18 protein-coding genes, 1 tRNA gene and 1 pseudogene are annotated in these 18,194 nt (G+C 70.7%); 9 read left to right on the plus strand and 11 right to left on the minus strand.

Features of this window, described 5'->3' with window-relative positions; genetic code table 11:
- Positions 1-65: 65 nt before the first annotated feature.
- From ABT092_RS18620 to ABT092_RS18630, 3 genes are all read right to left on the minus strand, one after another.
- Positions 66-566: a phosphoribosyltransferase gene (locus ABT092_RS18620; protein WP_351245272.1), complete on the minus strand. Its 501-nt coding sequence runs from the start codon at positions 564-566 to the stop codon at positions 66-68.
- 26 nt (positions 567-592) lie between these two features.
- Complete coding sequence (gene dcd / locus ABT092_RS18625) at positions 593-1,168, minus strand: dCTP deaminase (protein ID WP_351245123.1); 576 nt, start codon at positions 1,166-1,168, stop codon at positions 593-595.
- Positions 1,169-1,271: 103 nt separating this feature from the next.
- Positions 1,272-1,430, minus strand: a complete 159-nt coding sequence (locus ABT092_RS18630; protein ID WP_351245125.1) for a hypothetical protein — start codon at positions 1,428-1,430, stop codon at positions 1,272-1,274.
- A gap of 307 nt (positions 1,431-1,737) precedes the next feature.
- On the opposite strand from ABT092_RS18630, the gene ABT092_RS18635 reads away from it, so the two are divergent.
- Positions 1,738-1,811, plus strand: a tRNA-Gly gene (locus tag ABT092_RS18635).
- A 65-nt stretch (positions 1,812-1,876) separates the two neighbouring features.
- Here ABT092_RS18635 and ABT092_RS18640 read toward each other — a convergent pair.
- Positions 1,877-2,665 carry a GntR family transcriptional regulator gene (locus ABT092_RS18640; protein WP_351245127.1) on the minus strand — a complete coding sequence of 263 codons (789 nt, stop codon included), beginning with the start codon at positions 2,663-2,665 and terminating at the stop codon, positions 1,877-1,879.
- A 107-nt stretch (positions 2,666-2,772) separates the two neighbouring features.
- Here ABT092_RS18640 and ABT092_RS18645 point away from each other — a divergent pair, with 107 nt between their 5' ends.
- Positions 2,773-3,180, plus strand: a complete 408-nt coding sequence (locus ABT092_RS18645; protein ID WP_351245274.1) for an NUDIX hydrolase — start codon at positions 2,773-2,775, stop codon at positions 3,178-3,180.
- Between the two features lie 46 nt (positions 3,181-3,226).
- Entirely contained in the window at positions 3,227-3,667 is a 441-nt protein-coding gene (locus ABT092_RS18650) for an ATP-binding protein (protein WP_351245129.1), read from the plus strand.
- A gap of 632 nt (positions 3,668-4,299) precedes the next feature.
- On the opposite strand, the gene ABT092_RS18655 is transcribed toward ABT092_RS18650, so the two are convergent.
- Positions 4,300-4,899 (minus strand): hypothetical protein, encoded by a 600-nt coding sequence (locus ABT092_RS18655; protein ID WP_351245131.1) that lies wholly within the window; start codon positions 4,897-4,899, stop codon positions 4,300-4,302.
- A gap of 1,074 nt (positions 4,900-5,973) precedes the next feature.
- On the opposite strand from ABT092_RS18655, the gene ABT092_RS18660 reads away from it, so the two are divergent.
- On the plus strand, positions 5,974-6,981 hold the full coding sequence (locus ABT092_RS18660; protein WP_351245133.1) for a hypothetical protein: 1,008 nt from the start codon (positions 5,974-5,976) through the stop codon (positions 6,979-6,981).
- Positions 6,982-7,164: 183 nt separating this feature from the next.
- Positions 7,165-8,064 carry a phosphorothioated DNA-binding restriction endonuclease gene (locus ABT092_RS18665; protein ID WP_351245135.1) on the plus strand — a complete coding sequence of 300 codons (900 nt, stop codon included), beginning with the start codon at positions 7,165-7,167 and terminating at the stop codon, positions 8,062-8,064.
- Between the two features lie 4 nt (positions 8,065-8,068).
- On the opposite strand, the gene ABT092_RS18670 is transcribed toward ABT092_RS18665, so the two are convergent.
- A complete protein-coding gene (locus ABT092_RS18670; protein WP_351245137.1) occupies positions 8,069-8,686 on the minus strand; it encodes a nuclease-related domain-containing protein in 618 nt (205 codons plus the stop codon).
- Between the two features lie 338 nt (positions 8,687-9,024).
- On the opposite strand from ABT092_RS18670, the gene ABT092_RS18675 reads away from it, so the two are divergent.
- The gene (locus ABT092_RS18675; RefSeq protein WP_351245139.1) at positions 9,025-10,197 is read left to right on the plus strand and encodes a serine/threonine-protein kinase; all 1,173 of its coding nucleotides are present in this window, start codon (positions 9,025-9,027) and stop codon (positions 10,195-10,197) included.
- A 76-nt stretch (positions 10,198-10,273) separates the two neighbouring features.
- Here ABT092_RS18675 and ABT092_RS18680 read toward each other — a convergent pair whose 3' ends face one another.
- Positions 10,274-11,143, minus strand: coding sequence for a DUF3592 domain-containing protein (locus tag ABT092_RS18680; protein WP_351245141.1), 870 nt, complete (start codon positions 11,141-11,143; stop codon positions 10,274-10,276).
- 31 nt (positions 11,144-11,174) lie between these two features.
- Positions 11,175-12,281, minus strand: a complete 1,107-nt coding sequence (locus ABT092_RS18685; RefSeq protein WP_351245143.1) for a hypothetical protein — start codon at positions 12,279-12,281, stop codon at positions 11,175-11,177.
- Positions 12,282-12,498: 217 nt separating this feature from the next.
- On the opposite strand from ABT092_RS18685, the pseudogene ABT092_RS18695 reads away from it, so the two are divergent.
- A pseudogene (locus ABT092_RS18695) lies at positions 12,499-13,390 on the plus strand (LysR family transcriptional regulator); the annotation flags it as partial.
- A gap of 409 nt (positions 13,391-13,799) precedes the next feature.
- On the opposite strand, the gene ABT092_RS18700 reads toward ABT092_RS18695, so the two are convergent.
- Positions 13,800-15,194 (minus strand): hypothetical protein, encoded by a 1,395-nt coding sequence (locus ABT092_RS18700; RefSeq protein ID WP_351245147.1) that lies wholly within the window; start codon positions 15,192-15,194, stop codon positions 13,800-13,802.
- A 154-nt stretch (positions 15,195-15,348) separates the two neighbouring features.
- Between ABT092_RS18700 and ABT092_RS18705 the strand changes: the two genes are divergently transcribed.
- Positions 15,349-16,203, plus strand: a complete 855-nt coding sequence (locus ABT092_RS18705) for a DUF4231 domain-containing protein (protein WP_351245149.1) — start codon at positions 15,349-15,351, stop codon at positions 16,201-16,203.
- A gap of 231 nt (positions 16,204-16,434) precedes the next feature.
- On the opposite strand, the gene ABT092_RS18710 is transcribed toward ABT092_RS18705, so the two are convergent.
- Both ABT092_RS18710 and ABT092_RS18715 read right to left on the minus strand, forming a co-directional pair.
- Positions 16,435-16,644: a DUF397 domain-containing protein gene (locus ABT092_RS18710; protein ID WP_351245151.1), complete on the minus strand. Its 210-nt coding sequence runs from the start codon at positions 16,642-16,644 to the stop codon at positions 16,435-16,437.
- Positions 16,641-17,477 carry a helix-turn-helix domain-containing protein gene (locus ABT092_RS18715; RefSeq protein WP_351245153.1) on the minus strand — a complete coding sequence of 279 codons (837 nt, stop codon included), beginning with the start codon at positions 17,475-17,477 and terminating at the stop codon, positions 16,641-16,643. Before ABT092_RS18715 ends, ABT092_RS18710 begins: the two co-directional genes overlap by 4 nt.
- A gap of 270 nt (positions 17,478-17,747) precedes the next feature.
- Between ABT092_RS18715 and ABT092_RS18720 the strand changes: the two genes are divergently transcribed.
- On the plus strand, positions 17,748-18,188 hold the full coding sequence (locus tag ABT092_RS18720; RefSeq protein ID WP_351245155.1) for a hypothetical protein: 441 nt from the start codon (positions 17,748-17,750) through the stop codon (positions 18,186-18,188).
- Positions 18,189-18,194: the final 6 nt, after the last annotated feature.

Genomic DNA, 18,194 nt, shown 5'->3' on the forward strand with positions numbered 1-18,194 from the left:
GGCCGGGCGCCGGCGGGGGCGTCCGTTCCCCCCCGGGGCCGCCCCCCCCCCCTCGACCGGTGGCCCTACAGCGCCTCGCGGGACGGGGTGACCGGGGCGCCCGTCGGGCGGACGGGGGGCTCGACGCTCCACGGGAAGTTGATCCACTCGTCGGTGCGCTTCCACACGTACTCGCACTTCACCAGCGAGTGCGACTTCTCGTAGACGACCGCGGACCGCACCTCCGCCACGTGGTCGAGGCAGAAGTCGTGCACCAGCTTCAGCGTCTTGCCGGTGTCGGCGACGTCGTCGGCGATCAGCACCTTCTTGTCGGTGAAGTCGATCGCGTTCGGCACCGGCGCCAGCATCACCGGCATCTCCAGCGTGGTGCCGACACCGGTGTAGAACTCGACGTTGACCAGGTGCAGGTTCTTGCAGTCCAGCGCGTACGCCAGCCCGCCCGCGACGAAGACCCCGCCGCGCGCGATGGAGAGGATCAGGTCGGGCCGGTAGCCGTCGTCGGCGATGGTCTGCGCCAGCTCGCGGACGGCGGTGCCGAACCGCTCGTAGCTGAGGTTCTCGCGCATGCCGCCGCCCGTCGCGGCCTCGCCGCTCACACCCGGGTCCGGTGGAAGTTCTGGAAGGAGCGCGAGGCAGTCGGGCCGCGCTGGCCCTGGTACCGCGAGCCGTAGCGCTCGGTGCCGTAGGGGAACTCGGACGGCGAGCTGAGCCGGAACATGCACAGCTGCCCGATCTTCATCCCGGGCCACAACTTGATCGGCAGCGTCGCCAGGTTGGAGAGTTCGAGCGTGACGTGCCCCGAGAAACCGGGGTCGATGAACCCGGCCGTCGAGTGGGTCACCAGTCCGAGCCGCCCGAGGCTGGACTTGCCCTCCAGCCGGCTGGCCAGGTCGTCGGGGAGCGAGATGACCTCGTACGTCGAGGCGAGCACGAACTCGCCCGGGTGCAGGATGAACGGCTCGTCGCCCTCGGGCTCCACCAACCGGGTCAGGTCCGCCTGCTCGACCGAGGGGTCGATGTGCGGGTACCGGTGGTTCTCGAACACCCGGAAGTAGCGGTCCAGCCGTACGTCGATGCTCGACGGCTGCACCATCGATTCGTCGTACGGGTCGATGCGCACCCGTCCTGCGTCGATCTCGGCCCGGATGTCCTTGTCTGAGAGAAGCACCCCCCGAGGATACGCAGTGCGGCCCGCCGAACGCGCCGCCGGGCAGGTCGGCGCACCGGCGGGCCGACCGGCGGAACCCGTCCGCCGGTCCCGCGCCGTGGGGCTACCGCTTGCCGGGAGGCACCGGCACGGCGCTGCGGAGCCGCGCGCAGCGGGGGCAGCGCAGCAGCCGCCCGGGGCCGAGCCGCCCGGCCTGCTGCATCGGGAACGTAGCGGTGCTGAACACGTGCCCTTCGGCACAACGGACCACGGTGCGCTCCATCAAGTCCTTCGAGTCCCTTCCCACGAGCCGCGTCTGACGCCGGCCGTACGGGGCAGCCACCTGGACGCCCACCAGGCCGGTACGAAGCGGAACATTACGGGACGAACAGGACGTCTCCCGGACGGCGCTCCGGCACCGGTGACCCCACCCGCACGCTCCGCGCGCGCCCACCGTACCGCCCCCAACTCCGGCCGCCCGCACCCCCGTCCGGCACGCCGCGACACCGGGCCGCGCGGGCGGGAACACCTGGTGACGGGGATGGGGTAGAGTGAGCGACGATGCATCACCGGTTCAACCGGTTGCACTCGCGGGTGTAGTTTAATGGTAGAACATCAGCTTCCCAAGCTGAGAGCGCGAGTTCGATTCTCGTCACCCGCTCCACAGTCAAGGCCCAGGTCGTCGACCCGGGCCTTTTCGCTGCCCCTCCGCCGCCGACTCGGGGATCGTCACGTTGCCGGGAGTCGGTACGACAGCACGTAGGCGTCGGCCGCCATGACGGTGTCGCAGACCTCCACGGCCCGGCCCTCGGTGTCGAAGGCGGTCCGGATCAGGTGGATCACCGGGACGCCGGAGGCCAGTCGGAGCGTCTTCACCTCGGCGGGCGAGGGCATCCGGGCACGGATCTCCTCCTCGAAGTGGTCGAGGCGGTGGCCGAGTTCTTCGAGTCGGGCGTAGATCCCGCCGGGGCCGGGGTTGGGTTCGGCGATGGGGGTGCCGCGGGCGATGTCGAGGGGGAGGTACGAGGCGGCGAACTCCACCGGCCGACCGTCCAGGAGGTAGCGGCGGCGCCGGGCCAGTACCCGTCGCACGGAGCCGAGCCGGGTGGAGACATCCTGACTCGCCTTCTCCTCCTTCACCTCCAAGCCGTCGACCTGGGGGTGGCTGCCGGCCGCGTCGGCCTCCACGATGAAGGCCGACTTCCCCTGCTCACGATGGCGCCGGGCGAACCGGTCCGAGGCCAGCCGCCGCACCGGCGGCCGGGGCCGCACGAAGACACCCTTGCCGTGCTCCGCGTGCACCAGGCCCTCCCCCTGGAGGACGGAGAAGGAGTTCCGGACCGTCATCCGGGACACCCCGTAGTGCTCCACGAGCTCGGCTTCGGAGGGCAGCTTCTCCCCCTCCTTGAACCGCCCGCGGTCGATCGCCTCACGCAGTTGGTCAGCGATCTGCCGGAACACCGCACGGTCGCTCGTGGGGTCGAGCACCCCGAGCACGTTCGAGGGGATCGAAGACATGTGTACTCCTTTAGGCGTCTAGACGAGTAGCTGGGTCTTGTTGCTACGGTGAGAGCCTAGTCAGCTGAGAGGGCCCGTGGAACGTGAGCACTGACCGCCCACACTCCGTGAGCGTCGCGGGGGTGATCGTGGACGACCAGGGCCGGGCCCTGCTGATCCAGCGACGTGACAATGGCCACTGGGAACCGCCAGGCGGCATCCTCGAACGCGAGGAGACCGTACCCGAGGCACTGCAACGCGAAGTCCTCGAAGAGACCGGCATCAAGATCATGCTTCCCGCAACGCTCACCGGGGTCTACAAGAACATGAAGGGCCTCATCGTCTCGCTGGTCTTCCGCTGCGAGGCCGCCGACGGCACGCCCGCCGTCGGAAACGAGACCCGCGCACTGCGGTGGGCCACCCGCGAAGAAGTGATCGAACTCGCCGACGAGGCGTACGCGATCCGCGTTCTGGACGCACTCGACACGGCGAACCCGCCCGCCATCCGCGCCCATGACGGCGTGAAACTCGTCTAGCCCGAACCCGCTGCACATGGCGGCCTACCAGCATGAAGGAACTTGTATGCACGAGTATACGAGTACGCCGAGGGTCTGGGGACTATCCTGCCCCGGATTCCCCGAAGAGGTCAGCCGAGCTCGCCGCTGGACCCGTGACGTCCTGCGCGGATCACCCCTGGCCGACGACGCCGAACTGATCGTGAGCGAGCTGAGCGCCAACGCGATCCTGCACACCGCCAGCGGCCGGGAACACGGCAGCTTCCGTCTGGCCGTCTGCGTCTCCGCGCAGGTGGTCGCGGTGTCCGTGACCGACGACGGAGGCGTCGACGGGACCCCCAAGGTCGGGCACGACCAGGACCAGGACGCCGAACACGGCAGGGGACTGGGCATGGTCAGCGCGATCGCCCACCGGGTCGTCGTCCACGACAGCGACCACGGCCACACCGTCACCGCAGAGCTGTACGCGGACCCGCACGGAGGAGGTCACCCGTGCGGGACGACGTGACCAGACGGGGCTACTGGTGCGAATGCTGGTCGGATTGACCTCACTGGTCGGCGACGGTCGGCGCGGTTAGGAGCCCTCGACGCCTACACGGCACGCCAAGCGGACCGCTGGATCGCCGACACGCTCTCCGCACCATCTTCCCGATCTTGGACGAGGACGCTTCCGACACGGCATGGAGCTGGCTGTCCAAGGGGCGTGTGAACACCAGGCTGACCCTTCTCCGCTCCGACCCCTGCACCGTGACGGTGGCTCACGCCGACGTCCGCCTCGTGTGGACGATCAGACCGGTGGTTTTCCTGCTGCTGGCAGGTTTCGGAGGTGCCGAACTCCCTTGCCGTGCCTCTGGCTTCGGGCCCCACCTGACCGAGTGAGTTACAACTTTCTCTACGGGTTCAAGGCCCCCGGCTGCGCTCCGCTCCGCCGGGCGCGCTTCCCGGCTCTGGCTGCGCCCGCGCTCCTGCCTTCGGCCCGCTCGGCGCTGCCGCCGCCGACGCGCGCCCGCGACTGGATAGGCCCGAGGGGCATGAGACGAGAACCAAGCCGGCGGCTTCAAGACGATGCCTCCGGCGGGGGCGCTCAGACTCCGGGATGAGAGCCGGGGTGAGTGGTGGGTTGAGCGGGAAGCGGGAGTCCTACTCGGCTCGTGTCGGCCTGTGCGCCGAGTGCCGATCGCCCACGAAGGAAGTGGTGAGCTCGAAGCGCATGGCCCGAACCAGATGCCCTCGTTGCTCTGCTACTTCGGCTAGCTTGTCGCCTCCGGTCAACGCCTCTCGCGCTGCTTCGTAGACCTTGGTTCGCAGTTCGCCCATCATCGAGAGGACGGGTGTACCGGCCAGAACCGTCATCTCGACATCACAACGCTTGAAGCCTCGGGCGGCATCCAGCTGGGCAGCGGCGAGTGGAGAAGCCTGACGTGCATCGTCTGATGTCTGGATGCCTGGCGTAGCCGGAATACCACCGAGGTCTCTGAGGTCGCGGAGAACCTCGACCCAGTCATCAATGTGTGCGAGAAAGCGGATGTAGAGGGCCCGGCGTTCCTGCCAGAGGAGGGCTTCACGCTGGTCGAACGTAGCTGATGTTGATTGGACTAGGGCCAGGGTTTCTTGGCGGTCCAAGTCTGTCTTCTGCCATGTTCGCTGTTCTCGGGACTGTCGCCGTTGGAGGAGGTAGCCGACAACGGCTCCGGATAGCGTCCCCACGACCGCGATCAAGGCGACTACGTACGATTCCATGGCCGCCTCCTGCTGCTCTGCTGCCTGCCCTCATCAGGATGTCTGCTGTCACGTAGCGGCGTGCAGAGTTCGCTGATAGAGACCACAATGTGCCCGTGTCAAGGTGGTCTAAGGGAGTTGGCATCAGCGCTGGACATCAACAGAGACGTACAACAGCGGCCACGCTTGCACTTCAGGCGGGGACTACCGATCGTCCGAGTCGGTAGCCCTTGATGACCGACCTGATAAGGATGAGGCCCGGAGATTGCAGTACGGCAGCGAAGTACAGCAACCCCACCGACCGGGAGTGCCCCACACTGATCCTCACGAGCCTCCCCGCAGCCTGTATGACCGTCAATGACCGATCTCTACAGAGCTACGGATCAGAAGTTCGTCCAGTCAGTCCACCCCCATCAGCGCAGCTCGCCTTGGTCGACGGCATGGCAACGTGGCTGAGGCTGGTGGGAGTGCACCGAGGCACACGCGTGCGTGGTCGGTCGACACACCCGCCGTCGTGGCTGACTTTCGTCGGCTGAGTATCAGAAACTCCCGGCAGAGCTTCGCCAAGGGACGTATGAGGCGAGAGCCCGTGCCACTCGCGTGCCAGGTCCGGTGGGGAACTGCGGGGAACAGAGGGGACTTGCCTTGGGGTGGCGCGGGGCTCCAGCACCACCCCACCGCAGGTCAGCGCAGCGATCGCCGCCAAGGGACCCGAGCTTCCCAAGCTGAGAGCGCGAGTTCGATTCTCGTCACCCGCTCCACCACGAACCCCCAAGTCGTCGACCTGGGGGTTGTTCGTTGTCGGCGGGGAGTCTGAGCTCCTGTCCCTCTCACCCGCCGTGCGGCTCACCGCGGGCGCATCCGAACGTCCGGGAGGCCGCCTCACCGCACCCTAAACTCCACTAAAGTCGGGCGTCTTGCATCGATCCGTGAACAGGCACATGTGTGTGCACACCCGGATCATCCACGTACCCGGCAGACCCAGGAAGCCCTGAGATGAACCCGTACGACTCCGCACCCTTACCGTCCTCTCAGGCTTCTGCCGCCAGACCCTGGTGGAAGACGAGCCGTGCCGCGCTGGGGATGCTCGCGTTGGTGGCCCTGATCGGCGCGTTCAGCTTCCCCCTCGGCTTTCTCGCGCTGATCGCCGTCGTCGTCCTGCTGTGGATCCTGCCGCCGTGGCGCTGGTTCGCCAAGTTGGGTGCGAACCTCGGGGCGCTGGTCCTGCTGGTGCTCGGCTCGGGTCTGGGCGGGCAACTCGACGAGAGCAGCGAGGCGGGCGCCCGGAGCGATGCCAAGCCCACGGCGGAAGCGACTCGCACACCGTCCCCGAAGGCTCCCCCGAGCCCGGCCGCCGAGCCGGAAGTGCCGGACTACCGGGGCCGGCCCCTCCACGAGGCGGAGACAGCGGCCCGCAGCTCCGGATACACCACCAGCCTCCACGACGCGTCCGCCGAGAGCCGTTCGATCCTCCTGCGGTCCGGCTGGGTGGTGTGCTTCCAGGAGGCCGACCACGACGACGGACGGAAGCTGATCGACTTCGCCGCCGTCAAGACGGGCGAGCCCTGTCCGGGGAAGGACGGCGCGGAGATCCCGTGGCCCACGATGCCGGATCTGCTGGACGAGACCTGGCGGGACTCCGTGAGGGCCCTGACGGGCCTGGGGGTCGATGAGGGCGCGATCGAAGCCGAGTCCCACTACGTGAACGACGAGCTGCCGGGGGATCACGACACGTGGCGCGTGTGCGAACAGGACCCGGCGGACGGTGAGGACATCACCGCCGAGGTGACCCTCGGGCTCGCGCACCCCGACGCCGGCTGCTCCACGAGCGGGCTCCGGCTCGGGGACAAGGACGACGACGGTCGCCCGGACTACCGGGACCTCACCGACGACCGCAACACCGGTCCGGTCGGCGGGAGCAGCTCCACAGGAGGTTCGTCCACGAGCAGTGGGGGTTCCTCCACGGGCGGTGGGGGCGGGGCGTCGACCGTGCATCCGGGGTCGTTCTGCTCGCCCCCCGGTGCCGTCGGTGTGACCAGGGCAGGTACTCCCATGGTGTGCGGGCCCGGCTCGGACGGACGCAATCGTTGGCGTTCGGGATGACCTGGAAGCGAGGCCGACCGCCCCTTCGAAGGCCGCGGGCGGCGCCGGTCACCGGGTGACGACGGTTGCCCTGCCCTGTGCCCCTGTGCCCCCACCTCGGTGACCCGGGGGGGGGCACAGGGGTTCGTGCTGGCCCTCGCGGACCGGATCCCCGGCGCCAGCCCCGTCGTACGATCACGGGCCATGGACTGGGTCGAGCGCACCGCGAAGTTGAGGCAGTGGACGAGGGGCGGGGCCCGGGCGCCGCACAAGCCGCTGCTGTTGCTGTACGCGTTCGGCCGGTTCCAGGAGGACGCCGACGACGAGTTGCGGTACAGCGCGGTGGAGGCGGACTTGCAGCGGCTGTTGGCGGAGTACGGTCCTGCGCACCGGACGACGCCCGCCTACCCCTTCCACCACCTGGTCGGCGACGGGGTGTGGGAGGTGCGGACCGACCTCGGTCCGGGGAGTCCGGGCACCGGGCTGCGGGACCTGCGGGAGACGGGGGCCACCGGTCGGCTCGCGCCCGACCTCAGGGCCGCGCTGCGGCGGGAGCCGGAGTTGCTGCACCGGATGGCGCGGGCCCTGCTCGACCTGCACTTCCCTCCCTCGCTCCACGGTGAGCTGTGCGAGGCGGTCGGCCTGGATCTGGACCCCGAGCCGGCGGGCGCCGGGCAACTCTCCCGCGCGCGCCGGCAACGGGACCGGCGGATGCGGGAGTCGGTGCTGACCGCCTACGAGTACCGGTGCGCCTTCTGCGGCTACGACGGGAGGGTCGGTGCGCTTCCGGTCGGGTTGGAGGCGGCTCACGTGCGGTGGTGGGCCTTCCAGGGGCCGGACGAGGTCGACAACGGGCTGTGCCTGTGCTCGCTGCACCACAAGCTCTTCGACAAGGGCGTCCTCGGCATCGACGACGGACACCGCGTCCTGGTCTCGCAGCGCTTCGTCGGCCACAGCAGCGCCGCCCGCGAGCAGGTCATAGCGCTCGCCGGCCGGCCCCTCGTCGGGCCGCAGCCGGGTGCGCGTCCGGTCGCCGCCGAACACCGCGCCTGGCACACCCGTGAGGTCTTCCACGGCGATCCGCGTCCTGCCGTGCCGGTGTGACGGTTCAGCCGGTCCAGGTGCGGGGGGACCTGGCCACGGCGTAGACGTGGGCCACCTGTCGGGGCGTCAGAGTGGCCGGCAGTCCGGACAGGACCCGGTCGATGCGGGCGGCGTCCAGGACGAGCACCGGCGGGTCCGTCCCCTTCACCGTGAGCTTCGCGGAGTGCACCACGGCGATCACGGGCCGGACGGGGACGGGGTAGCCGCAGGCCCGGGAGAGGACCCGGGAGACCCGGCGGGCTTCGGAACGGCTGATGACGACGTGGCGGGTGGGTGTCCGGTTGACGGTGATGGCCCGGTCCCCGTACCAGACGGTCTTTCCCCGGTGCCGTTTGGAGTTGACGGCGAAGACGCCCGCCGGGCCGATCGCGAGGTGGTCGACGTCCGCACCGCTGGGCCATTGGACGGCGTGCAGGGTGTGCCAGCCGTGCCGGCGCAGCGCGTCGAGCCTCCGGCCGGTGACGCGTTCGCCGGTGAGCCCGTCCCACCAGCTGCGGGTCGACGAGTGCGGCAGCCAGCGGCCGAGCAGCCGGAGCACCGGGTTGGGTTGGAGTTCCCGGAGCTTCCTGCGGATCGCGTCCCCCGGCCGGTTGTCCGCCAGGTCGCCCGGCACGGTTCCCACCCGTTCCCCCTCCTGCCCGCCGTCGTGCTGGCAGATCACCACGGTGGGCGGGGCGGCACCAGGTCCTTCTCGGCCAGAGGTCGCCCACCGGTTCGGAGCGTGCGCCGAAGTGCAGCTCTGTAGGTCCTCTTGATGACCGTCGTTGCCGGCCGGGGCAGCGCAACGGTCTGGAAGCGTGCTGACACCCGGGCTGACAGCCCGAGTTCGACCGGTGGAAGCGGAGCTCGCCGGACCGACTTCGCAACGGGCCCTGCGCCGCCTCCGGCCGGAGCGGCTGACCGAACGAGAGTCCGGGAAGACGCATGGGGTCGGCGCGGTGCAAGCGTCATACTCGGCACATGCATCGCATCGGGGGGTACGCCGTCGAACGCAAGCTCGGCGAGGGCGGGATGGGAACGGTCTTCCTGGCGCGGACACGGGGCGGACGGGCTGTCGCCGTGAAGGTCGCCAAACCCGAACTGGCGGCGGACCCCGTCTTCCGCGAGCGCTTTCGCGCGGAGGTGGCGGCAGCCCGTTCCGTAGGCGGGTTCCACACGGCGCCCGTCGTGGACGCCGACGTCGAGGGCGACCCGCCGTGGCTCGCAACCGCGTACATCCCCGGCCCGACGCTCGTCGAGCACCTCGACGCCACCGGACCCATGGGCGAGCCCGAGTTGCGGGCTCTCGCCGCAGCGCTCGCCGAGGCGCTGGCATCGATCCACGGCTGCCGGCTCGTCCACCGCGACCTCAAACCGGGCAACATCGTCATGGCTTCCGACGGCCCCCGCGTGCTGGACTTCGGCATCGCCCGAGCGCTGGAGTCGTCGCGGCTGACGGCGACCGGCTCCGCCTTCGGCACCCCCGGGTACCTCTCCCCCGAACAGGCTCTGGGCCATGACGTGACCGAAGCCAGCGACATGTTCGCACTCGGCGCGGTGCTGGTCTGCGCCGCCGGGGGCAGCGCCTGGGGCGAGGGCACGTCCATGGCCCTGATGTACCGGTCGGTGCACGAACCCCCGGACCTCTCCGCAGTACCGTTCGGCATGCGCGAGGTGGTGGCGGCCTGCCTGCGCAAGGACCCGACCGACCGCCCGACGCCCCACGCGCTCCTGGACCGGGTGACCGGTCCGGTGCACGGCCCGCCCGCGAGTCGCACGCCCACGGTTCCGGTGCCCCCGCCCTCCCCGTCCGCGGCGCTGGCCTCGGCACCGACCCAACCGGCGGCCCCGCCCCCACCGGTCCGAAGGCCACTCCCCCACCACGATCACTTGGTGATCGGTGGTCCGTCCGCGAGCCTCACCGCGGACGGTGCCGGTGTGTCCCTCCGGGTGGGCCAGGAAGAAGCGGACTTCGACTGGTCCGAAATCTCCGCCATCACCTGGGTGTTCGGGCGGCGGGGACGTCTGAGCATCACGGTCCGGGTCCACGACGGCACGGCCTACCTCTGTGAACTCGATGCCCCGAGCGCGCGTCACCGCGAGGAGTGGACCCGCGGACTCCGCGAACGCGTCGGTCGGCACCTCGAACGCTGAACACCCCGTGCTGGTTCCACGTCGGGCGATCCGGGGGGGCGTCCGCCGTCCGCCCCGGGCGGGGTCGCCCACCCGCTCAGAGCAGGACCGTCCCCGCGGCCGCCCCCGCCGCGGTGAGGAACAGGGCCAGCAGGTGCAGGGCGGTGTCCCAGGTGTGGGAGCGGTGTTCGGCGGCGGGGTCCGTGGTGAAGCGGGCCGGGTCGGTGGGTGCGTGGTGGACGGTGAGGTAGCGGCCGTGGGAGTCGGCGCGGTCGGGGACGGCCGAGGGGCAGTGGGCGGTGACCTCCGTGCCCTCGCGGGTGGTGAAGGCGAGGACCGGGGTCCAGGTGGTGAAGGTGGTGCCCTCCCCGTCGGTGTCGGTGTCCTTGAGGACGGCGACGACCCGGGCCCGGGCGGTGACCATGGCGGTCGTCTCGGTCCGGCGGCGGCGCACCGCCCGCAGGTTCGCGGGGAGGCGGCCGGCGAGGAGGACGGCCAGCGGGCCGCAGGTGGCGATCAGCGCCCAGGGCCAGCCCCACTCGACCGCGGCGACGGCGACGAGTCCGGCGTAGACGAGGAGCACCGCGCAGTGGGGCACGGTGCGTCCGCGGTCGTCCGCGTCCTCGTCGTGCGGTCCGTTGGTGAGCCGGTAGGCGTGCGGTCTGCCCCGTGGGTAGTGGACGCCGAGTTCCCGGCCCACCCAGGCGACGGTGATCGACTCGCCGTGCCCGCGGTCGTTGGTGACGGTGAACCCTTCTCCGGTGGACGGGTCGCGGAAGGTGAGGACCACCGGGATGCCGTCCTTGCGGGAACCTCCGTGCCGGGGTTCGCGGACCCGCGTGACGCGGCCGGCGGTCCGCACCGTCCGCCCGGCCCGGGTCGTGCCGGCGAGTGACCTGCCGTAGCCGACGAGTGCCACGGCGACACCGCCGGCGCACCACAGGGCGAGGTAGTCGTGCGGGTCCATGCGTCTGCCCTCTCCTGCCTGCTCGGGTCCGTCACGGTGCGGGGGTGTGCCGCAGCACCTCGCCCCGTCCGTCCGCCTCCAGCCGGGCCGTGCCGTCCGGGCCGGTGACGACGATCCGGATGGTGAGGGGGCCCGTTGCGGTGCGGCTCGCGGTGAGGTGCCAGGTCTGCGGACTGCCGGTGGACGAACCGGACTTGGCCTGCGCGACCAGGGCGGGGATGCGCTCGTAGGGCAGGGCGCGCGGGTCGAAGCCGGGCGCCGCCGTGCCGGTGGGGGCGAACGCGACGGTGAGGGTGCGCTCCTGCGCGATGACCGTGAGCGCGCGGCGGCCGTTCCCGTCCCCGGTGAGGGGGTCCACGGCGCGGCGCAGTTCGCCCGGGTCCAGCAGGGACTGCCCCGGGCCGAGGGTGACCGTGGCCAGCCCCGAGGTCACGACCACGGCAGAGGTCGTGGCGGACACGGACGGGCGCGGGCCGGGAGATCGGGCACCGGTGTCCCCGGCGTCCCCGGCGAAGAGGTCGGCGCGGAACAGCAGGACGACCGCGCTCGCGGAGAGGAGCAGGGCGAGCAGCCGGGCCGCACGGCCCGCGGAACCCTTCACCGGCCGGCTCGGCATCGGCGGGCCGGGGGCCGAGTCGATGCGCGCCGCGGCGGCCCGGTCCTCCCACGCGGGGGTGGGCCGCCGCACGATCCGCACCCGCCACGGCCGGTCCGGCGGGTACTGCACCACCAGCAGGCCGCCCGGACGGTGGTCAGGCAGGTCGACGCGGTGGACGTCCTCGGTGACCTCGACCCGGTAGGCGGGGGCGTCGTCGGGTGCGACGGTCAGGTCGAACCGGACGGTCAGCTCGCTGTGTTCGTCGTCGCCGGTGGCGTCCAGGGCCTCGATCCTCGCCAGGGCCGTGCGGGGCGGGACGGCCTCCTCGCGGGCACGGCGGGCCATGCCGGCGAGGAGGGCCAGCAGACCGCAGAGCGCGGGCAGACCGAGGCCCGCGAGGAACAGCGGCACGCTCCCGATGACCGGACCGACGACCAGCGCGGCCGACGACGCCCCGGCCACCGTGCCCGTCAGCAGACCGCGGGCGACGGCGACCGGGGCACCGTGCCCGGGCGGCGCGCCGCCCGTGGTGGTCGTCATGGCTGCGATTGTGCCGGGCGGGGGCGGTGGCCGGAAGACCGTTCGGGGCGGGGGCGGAGGTGAGGCCGGCGGACGGGCGCGCCCGGCAGTCGGAGGTCGGGTCGTGCGGGGATGTGGTGGGGGGAGCATGTCCTGCGCGTTCGTCCGCCCGTTACGTCAGGCGACGCTTCATCAGATCGTCCAGGAAAAGGTGGAACGTCCAGGAAAAGGTGGAACCGTGGACCTGTTGCAGTTGCGCTACTTCCACGTCGTCGCCCGTCACGGGCACATCAGCCGTGCCACGGAGGAACTGCACGTCGTGCGACCCTCGCTGAGCCGGACCATCGCACGCCTGGAGGCCGAACTCGGCTCGCCGCTCTTCGACCGGCGGGGGGCGCATCCGGCTCAACCGGCACGGCGCACTCTTCCTGCGACACGTCGAGCGCGCCTTGAGTGCGCTCGACGACGGGCGCCGGGCGCTGGACGACGCCCGGGACGCGAGGCTCGGACAGGTCAGCATCGCCTCCGAGACCCTGCTGACCGTCGCCCGTGTCCTCGGTGGCTTCCGTACCACCCAACCCCTTGCCGATGTACGACTCTTCCAGTCCGACGGCGAGGAGATGAGTCGACAACTGCGCTCCGGTCAGGTGGACTTCTGTGTGGCATCACAACGGTTGAGCGGCCCGCGACTGAAGTCGATCGAGCTCGGCCGCGAGGAGTGCCTGCTCGCGGTCCCGCTCGGGCACCGGCTCGACGGGCGGGACCGGGTCACCGTTCCCGAACTGGCCGACGAGCCCTTCGTCACCATGCGTCCGGGCCACTTGCAACGCACCTTCCTGGACCGCCTCTTCGCGGTGCACGGCCTGGTACCGCGGTTGTCCTGCGTGGGGGACGAGCCGGGCGCCAGCCAGGACATGGTGAGTGCGGGGCTCGGCATCGGCCTCATCCCGGCGATGTCCCGCCGGCTCGGCACCAGTACCCACGTCCCGGTCGCGTGGGTGCGCGTGGACGTTCCGGACTGCCACCGGGTGCTCACCCTGGTGTGGAACGAGGGCTCCTACCTGTCCCCAACCGCCCTGGCATTCAGTGAGTTCATCACCAGTCGGCCCTTCATGACGCACCGCCTGCCCGAGCAGTGCCCCGTGGGCGACCGACGACGCGTGGGGTCCTCGTCGAGGAGGGCGTTCGGGGCCGGTAGCGGCGGGTTCCCGGCGGACGCGATGGAAGGAACGGCGGACGGGGCGCGGGCGGATCGACGGTCACCCCCTTGCCGTGGGCTGACTGGTCCGGCCTGGCCTCCGAGGCGGGCGCGACCGCCCGCGCGACCGAGCTGCTGGAGGCGGTGTCGGACCTCGACGTGACTGCGGGCCCCACCCCCGGGGCCGGCCGAACCCGGGCCGGGGGGCCGGTCCGTCCTCACCGACGCCGACCGCCCGGGCCGGGTGGGTCGTGGTCGACGACGGGACGGTCCACGGGTCGGGAACCACGCGGTGCGCCCGGCCCACCGCCAGTAGCCGCCGCCCGGCCTCGGGCCTCCCCCTACAGGGTGGAGTCGATCCACTCGCGCACGTCGTGGCGCATCAGCAGAACGGCGGCCAGCGGCATGGCCAAGGCGAGCAGCGTCAACAGGCCCACGACGAGGAGCACCATGTTGACGCCGGCAGGGAGCACCGCCATCCCGGATGCCAGCAGGAAGGCGGGCAGGCAGATGCCCAGGACGCGGGCGATCGCGATGGCGTAGGGGCCACAGCACCACACCCGGTACGCCCACAGGGCCGTGCAGGCCAGCCACAGCAACAACGGCCATCCGGCGGTGAGGAATTCGAGGAAGCCGATGTCGATCACGTCCGTTTCGGACGGTTCGGACGGTTCGGACGGTTCGGACGAGAAGTCCACGCCGAAGGACCTGGACAGGGCCTCGTCGATGGCCTTGAGGATGACCTCGACGAGGAGGGCGAGTCCGAAGTTGAACGCAAAGGGCAGCAGCCCGAACGCGGCGACCAGCAGGGCGCTCAGCTTCACCGCCCACGGGCGCGGTGCGGTGGACTTCACCCGTGCCGGCACGCCGGCACGCCGGTAGACCCTCCGCAGGGCGCGGGGCAGCGCCCGTTGGGTGCGCCGCGCGAGGCCGACGAGGGGGAACCTGCCGTCCAGCATCTCCCAGTGCGGCGTCCAGTCGCTGTCGAACCAGATCGCAGCGCGGACGTAGCGCCCCCGCAGGAGGAGATGTCGCAGCCGTCGGGGCGGGTAGGACGGTAGCCCTCGGGGAAAGTGCCTCCCCAACGCCTGCTGGAACTGCGCGTACTGACCTCGGCCGCGGCTGACGAGGAGGACCAGGCGGGTGGGGTCGTCGCGTTCCTTCAGTTCCTCGACCTCCCAGGTGAGGCCCCCTCCCGCACCGGTGGCCAGCAGGACCAGTGTGGCGCGATCGAGCGCGTGGAGCACCTCGCCCTTCCAGGTGCCGTCCGAGGCGTAGTGGCGCTCGGCGCCGAGGTGCGGCAGCTTGTCCTTCGTGTCCCCGAGCGCGACCAGCTGCCCGAACGGTGCCACCGCGCGGCTGACCTGTTGTTCTTCGGTGCGTAGATGCGCGGGCGTCGGCAGCATGAAGGAGAACAGGAGGCGGAACCACCGGAGTGCGGCGACCTGGGAGAAGCCGGCGTCGTCCTTGAACGCCCGGAGGAACAGGACGATCGGTTCGTCCGCGGGTAGGTCCCGGAGGCTGGTCAGGACGGGCGCCACATGTTGTCGTCCCCGCAGCACCGCCCACACCCCGCCCACCACCAGGACCGCGGCGAGCGCCAGCAGTCCCCAGGCCGTCGTGGCCGAGGTGCCCTCGCTTCCGTGGGCGATTCCCAGGCATCCGCTGCCCAGGGTCAGCGCGACCCATCCCAGGGCGTTCCATCGCCTTCCCCGGCGGGGGAGTTGTTTGATCACAGCGGCTCGGCGGGGTGCGCGGCGCGGTCGCGGAGGGGCTGCTGCGTGACGTGATTCCGACACGTCGCTCCGTTGGGTCGAGTCGGGTCATGCTGTCGGTACTCACCGTAGTGCTGAGAAGATGCCGTGCATGGGGGTTTCAGGAGATTCGACCGTGCAGTGGGTATGGGCTCGCCAGAGCGTGTGGTCCCAGGCGGCCAACGAAGCGAAACGCGCGATCGGACGGGCCAGGAAGCTCGGCCTCGTGCTGGGCGCGACGGGGGCGTGCGCCGGTACGGCCGCCGCCCAGGTCATGGCGTGGAACGGCACGTTGGGGAAGGTCCTGGCGTTCTTGGCGGCCGTGACGGTGGGGCTCGTGCCGGTGGTCACCAAGGCGGCGGGTCCTCAACAGGTCGGTGACTGGACCAGACTGCGTTCGGTCAGCGAACGGCTGAAGGGGGAGGTCTACGCCTACCTGGCACACGTTGATCCCTATCGGGACCCAGACGCCCACCAGGTGCTCCTGGAGCGGGTCGAGCGGGACCTCACGGACGCCTCCGACCTGGTCGGTCGCACGATCGGCATCGCCCCGCGGGCGCGCTCGCTGCCCGCAGTCACCGACGTCGATTCCTATCTGGCGGTACGGGTGGTCGGCCAGGTCGAGGGCTACTACCGGCCCCGTGCGGCGCACATGGGCCAGCGGAGCACCCACGTGCGCCGCGTCGAAGTGGCCTTGGCGGCCACCGCGGTGCTGCTGGGTGCCGTATCCGGTGCCTTCGGGGGCAGTTCGGCCACCGCGTGGGTCGCGACGGTCACCACCGTGGCCGCTGCCGTCACCGCCCATGCGGCCTCCTCCCGGTACGCCTACCAGGAGATGGAGTTCTCCCGCACCGCGACGGAGCTGGAGACCTTGATAGCCCAACGCGCCGCAGGAGCCGGCCCGGCGTCCGACGACGTCCTCGTCGCCCGCTGCGAACGGGCCATCTCGGCGCAGAACGACAACTGGGTGACGAAGTGGCTGAGTGAGTAGCCGACTCGTCGAAGGTGGTGGTGGCCCGTGCCCCGCTGCCGTAACCACCACAACTCCGCCCCTGCGGAAGCCGCATCAGGAAGCCTTCGGGTGCATGCACCGCACCCCCGGTGGTGGGACCGCCTCCCCCGCCACCACGAGGAGCCGGAGGGCAAGAGGCCGGAACGGGACGGCCCCGCCGCTCCCCCATCGGGAGAGGGCGGGGCCGTTCGGCGCCGGATGGTTGCGGGCTCAGACCGCGTCGAACTCGCCGGTCTTGACGCCCGCGACGAAGGAGGAGAACGCGCCGGCCGGGAAGTTCAGCACCGGACCGTCCAGGACCTTGGAGTCCCGCACCGGCACCGCACCGGCCACGGCGGCACGAGCGGGGGCCCACTCCACGCAGGTACCGCCGCTGCCGCTGTACGAGGACTTGATCCAGTTCAGGGGTTCTATCGTCACGAGATGCCCTTCCGTACCTGCTCGATCACGGCCACAGACTCGGCCTGCGACAGCGCCTCTGTTCCCAGTTGATGGTAGTCCCTCACCAGCGGACGGACCGAGGTGCTTTCCCGGTCCAAGAAGCCCTGGCGCTGGGACTCCTCGTAGGCCAGTACGGAGCCGTCCTTGAGCGTCAGCAGATTCACCGAGCGATTGAAGGGCCGTAGTTCCCCCATGGAATAGGGGGCGATCTGGAGCGAGGTGTTGGGCCGGGCGGCGAACTCCAGCAGGTGATCCAACTGCCGCTTCATCACCTCGGGGCCGCCGACCATCCGCCGGATACAGCTCTCGTCCAGGATCACGTGGAGCAAGGGCGGTGGCGTGCGCGTCAACGCCACCTGTCGCTCTATCAGTACCTCGATCCGTTCCTCGGCCTGTTCGTCCGTGATCGTGCCCCGCCGGACGTGGCCCGTCTCGATGGCCGCCGCGTACTCCCGGGTCTGGAGCGGGCCCGGGATCAGGCCCACCTCGAAGAGCCGGACCTCCTCGGCCCTGCCCTCCAGCACCACGTATTCCGGGAAACCCTCCAGCAGGCTGCCGCTCTTGATCTCGCGGTACCAGCGCTCGAAGGACTCGGGCTTGCCCTTGAGTCCGAACGCCTTGTCCGCTTCCAGCGCACTGCGAAGGGTCGGCGGCTTACGAGCAGTTTCCATCGCGGAGATGTGCTGGCTGGAGTAGCCCATCAATTCGGCGAGGTGTTCCTGCGTCCAGCCGCGCGCCTCGCGCTCCTTGCGTAAACGGGCTCCGAAGGCCGCCACCGGTCCTGATTCCGGGTCCAGTTGTTTCCTGTTCATGGCCAACTCTTCCTTCGTGGCTACCAGGTTGAAGGGAGTTCGACTCTAGGACACCCTGAGCCTGCCCGGTAGTGGATTCACTACGGAGAGGAGTTATCGGTGTCTGACCCGAACATTCCTGCGGAGTTGAACGAACTTCCGTTCGCTTCACCACACGGGAAGGTGGCGGAGGCGAAGCCTCCGGAAGCCTTCCCCGAGGGAACTCCGTTCGACGGGATGGGTGTTGGCGCGTTCGCCTACGACACGCGGAGGGGGCGTGTCGGGGAGATCATGCACATCAGCCGCAACCTCTACGCGCTCCGCCCGGCCGGCGGGGGCCTTGAGTGGGACGCCCGCCGTGAGGACCTCCGTCCGGCCACCGCACTGGACCGGCTCCGGCCGGCACTGGAGGAGGTGAACGGCCGGAGCGAGGAGGGCGGTTGCGCAACCGGATGGGTGAAGCGGCGGTGGTGCCACCTGGAATGGACCCTCAAGCAGGTGGAGTCCTGGGGCGTGCGGGCGCACGTCCAGTGCGTGTCCGGGAGCCCGCGGTGCGGGGCGGCTCCCCCGCTGGGGCCCGAAACCCGCACTCCGGACGGGGCCTTGGCCTGGGCCGAGGAGCACCTGCGGGCCACCGGGCACCGCCGGTACCAACGCTCCCTGCACGACACCGTGCAGTGGGACCCGCCCCGGGGCGTCGACCCGCGCACCCTGCCCGGGGTGACCACGTGATCGGCC

The sequence above is a fragment of the Streptomyces sp. NPDC002490 genome, from assembly GCF_040296045.1.
Lineage (GTDB): Bacteria > Actinomycetota > Actinomycetes > Streptomycetales > Streptomycetaceae > Streptomyces.

Excerpts from the sequence above, each read along its gene's own strand:
- ABT092_RS18655 (WP_351245131.1), bottom strand. The coding sequence starts at position 4,899 with ATGGAATCGTACGTAGTCGCCTTGATCGCGGTCGTGGGGACGCTATCC.
- ABT092_RS18685 (WP_351245143.1), bottom strand. The coding sequence starts at position 12,281 with ATGACGACCACCACGGGCGGCGCGCCGCCCGGGCACGGTGCCCCGGTC.
- ABT092_RS18675 (WP_351245139.1), top strand. The coding sequence starts at position 9,025 with ATGCATCGCATCGGGGGGTACGCCGTCGAACGCAAGCTCGGCGAGGGC.
- ABT092_RS18630 (WP_351245125.1), bottom strand. The coding sequence starts at position 1,430 with ATGGAGCGCACCGTGGTCCGTTGTGCCGAAGGGCACGTGTTCAGCACC.
- ABT092_RS18640 (WP_351245127.1), bottom strand. The coding sequence starts at position 2,665 with ATGTCTTCGATCCCCTCGAACGTGCTCGGGGTGCTCGACCCCACGAGC.
- ABT092_RS18620 (WP_351245272.1), bottom strand. The coding sequence starts at position 566 with ATGCGCGAGAACCTCAGCTACGAGCGGTTCGGCACCGCCGTCCGCGAG.
- ABT092_RS18715 (WP_351245153.1), bottom strand. The coding sequence starts at position 17,477 with ATGAACAGGAAACAACTGGACCCGGAATCAGGACCGGTGGCGGCCTTC.
- ABT092_RS18650 (WP_351245129.1), top strand. The coding sequence starts at position 3,227 with ATGCACGAGTATACGAGTACGCCGAGGGTCTGGGGACTATCCTGCCCC.
- ABT092_RS18665 (WP_351245135.1), top strand. The coding sequence starts at position 7,165 with ATGGACTGGGTCGAGCGCACCGCGAAGTTGAGGCAGTGGACGAGGGGC.
- ABT092_RS18680 (WP_351245141.1), bottom strand. The coding sequence starts at position 11,143 with ATGGACCCGCACGACTACCTCGCCCTGTGGTGCGCCGGCGGTGTCGCC.
- ABT092_RS18720 (WP_351245155.1), top strand. The coding sequence starts at position 17,748 with ATGCACATCAGCCGCAACCTCTACGCGCTCCGCCCGGCCGGCGGGGGC.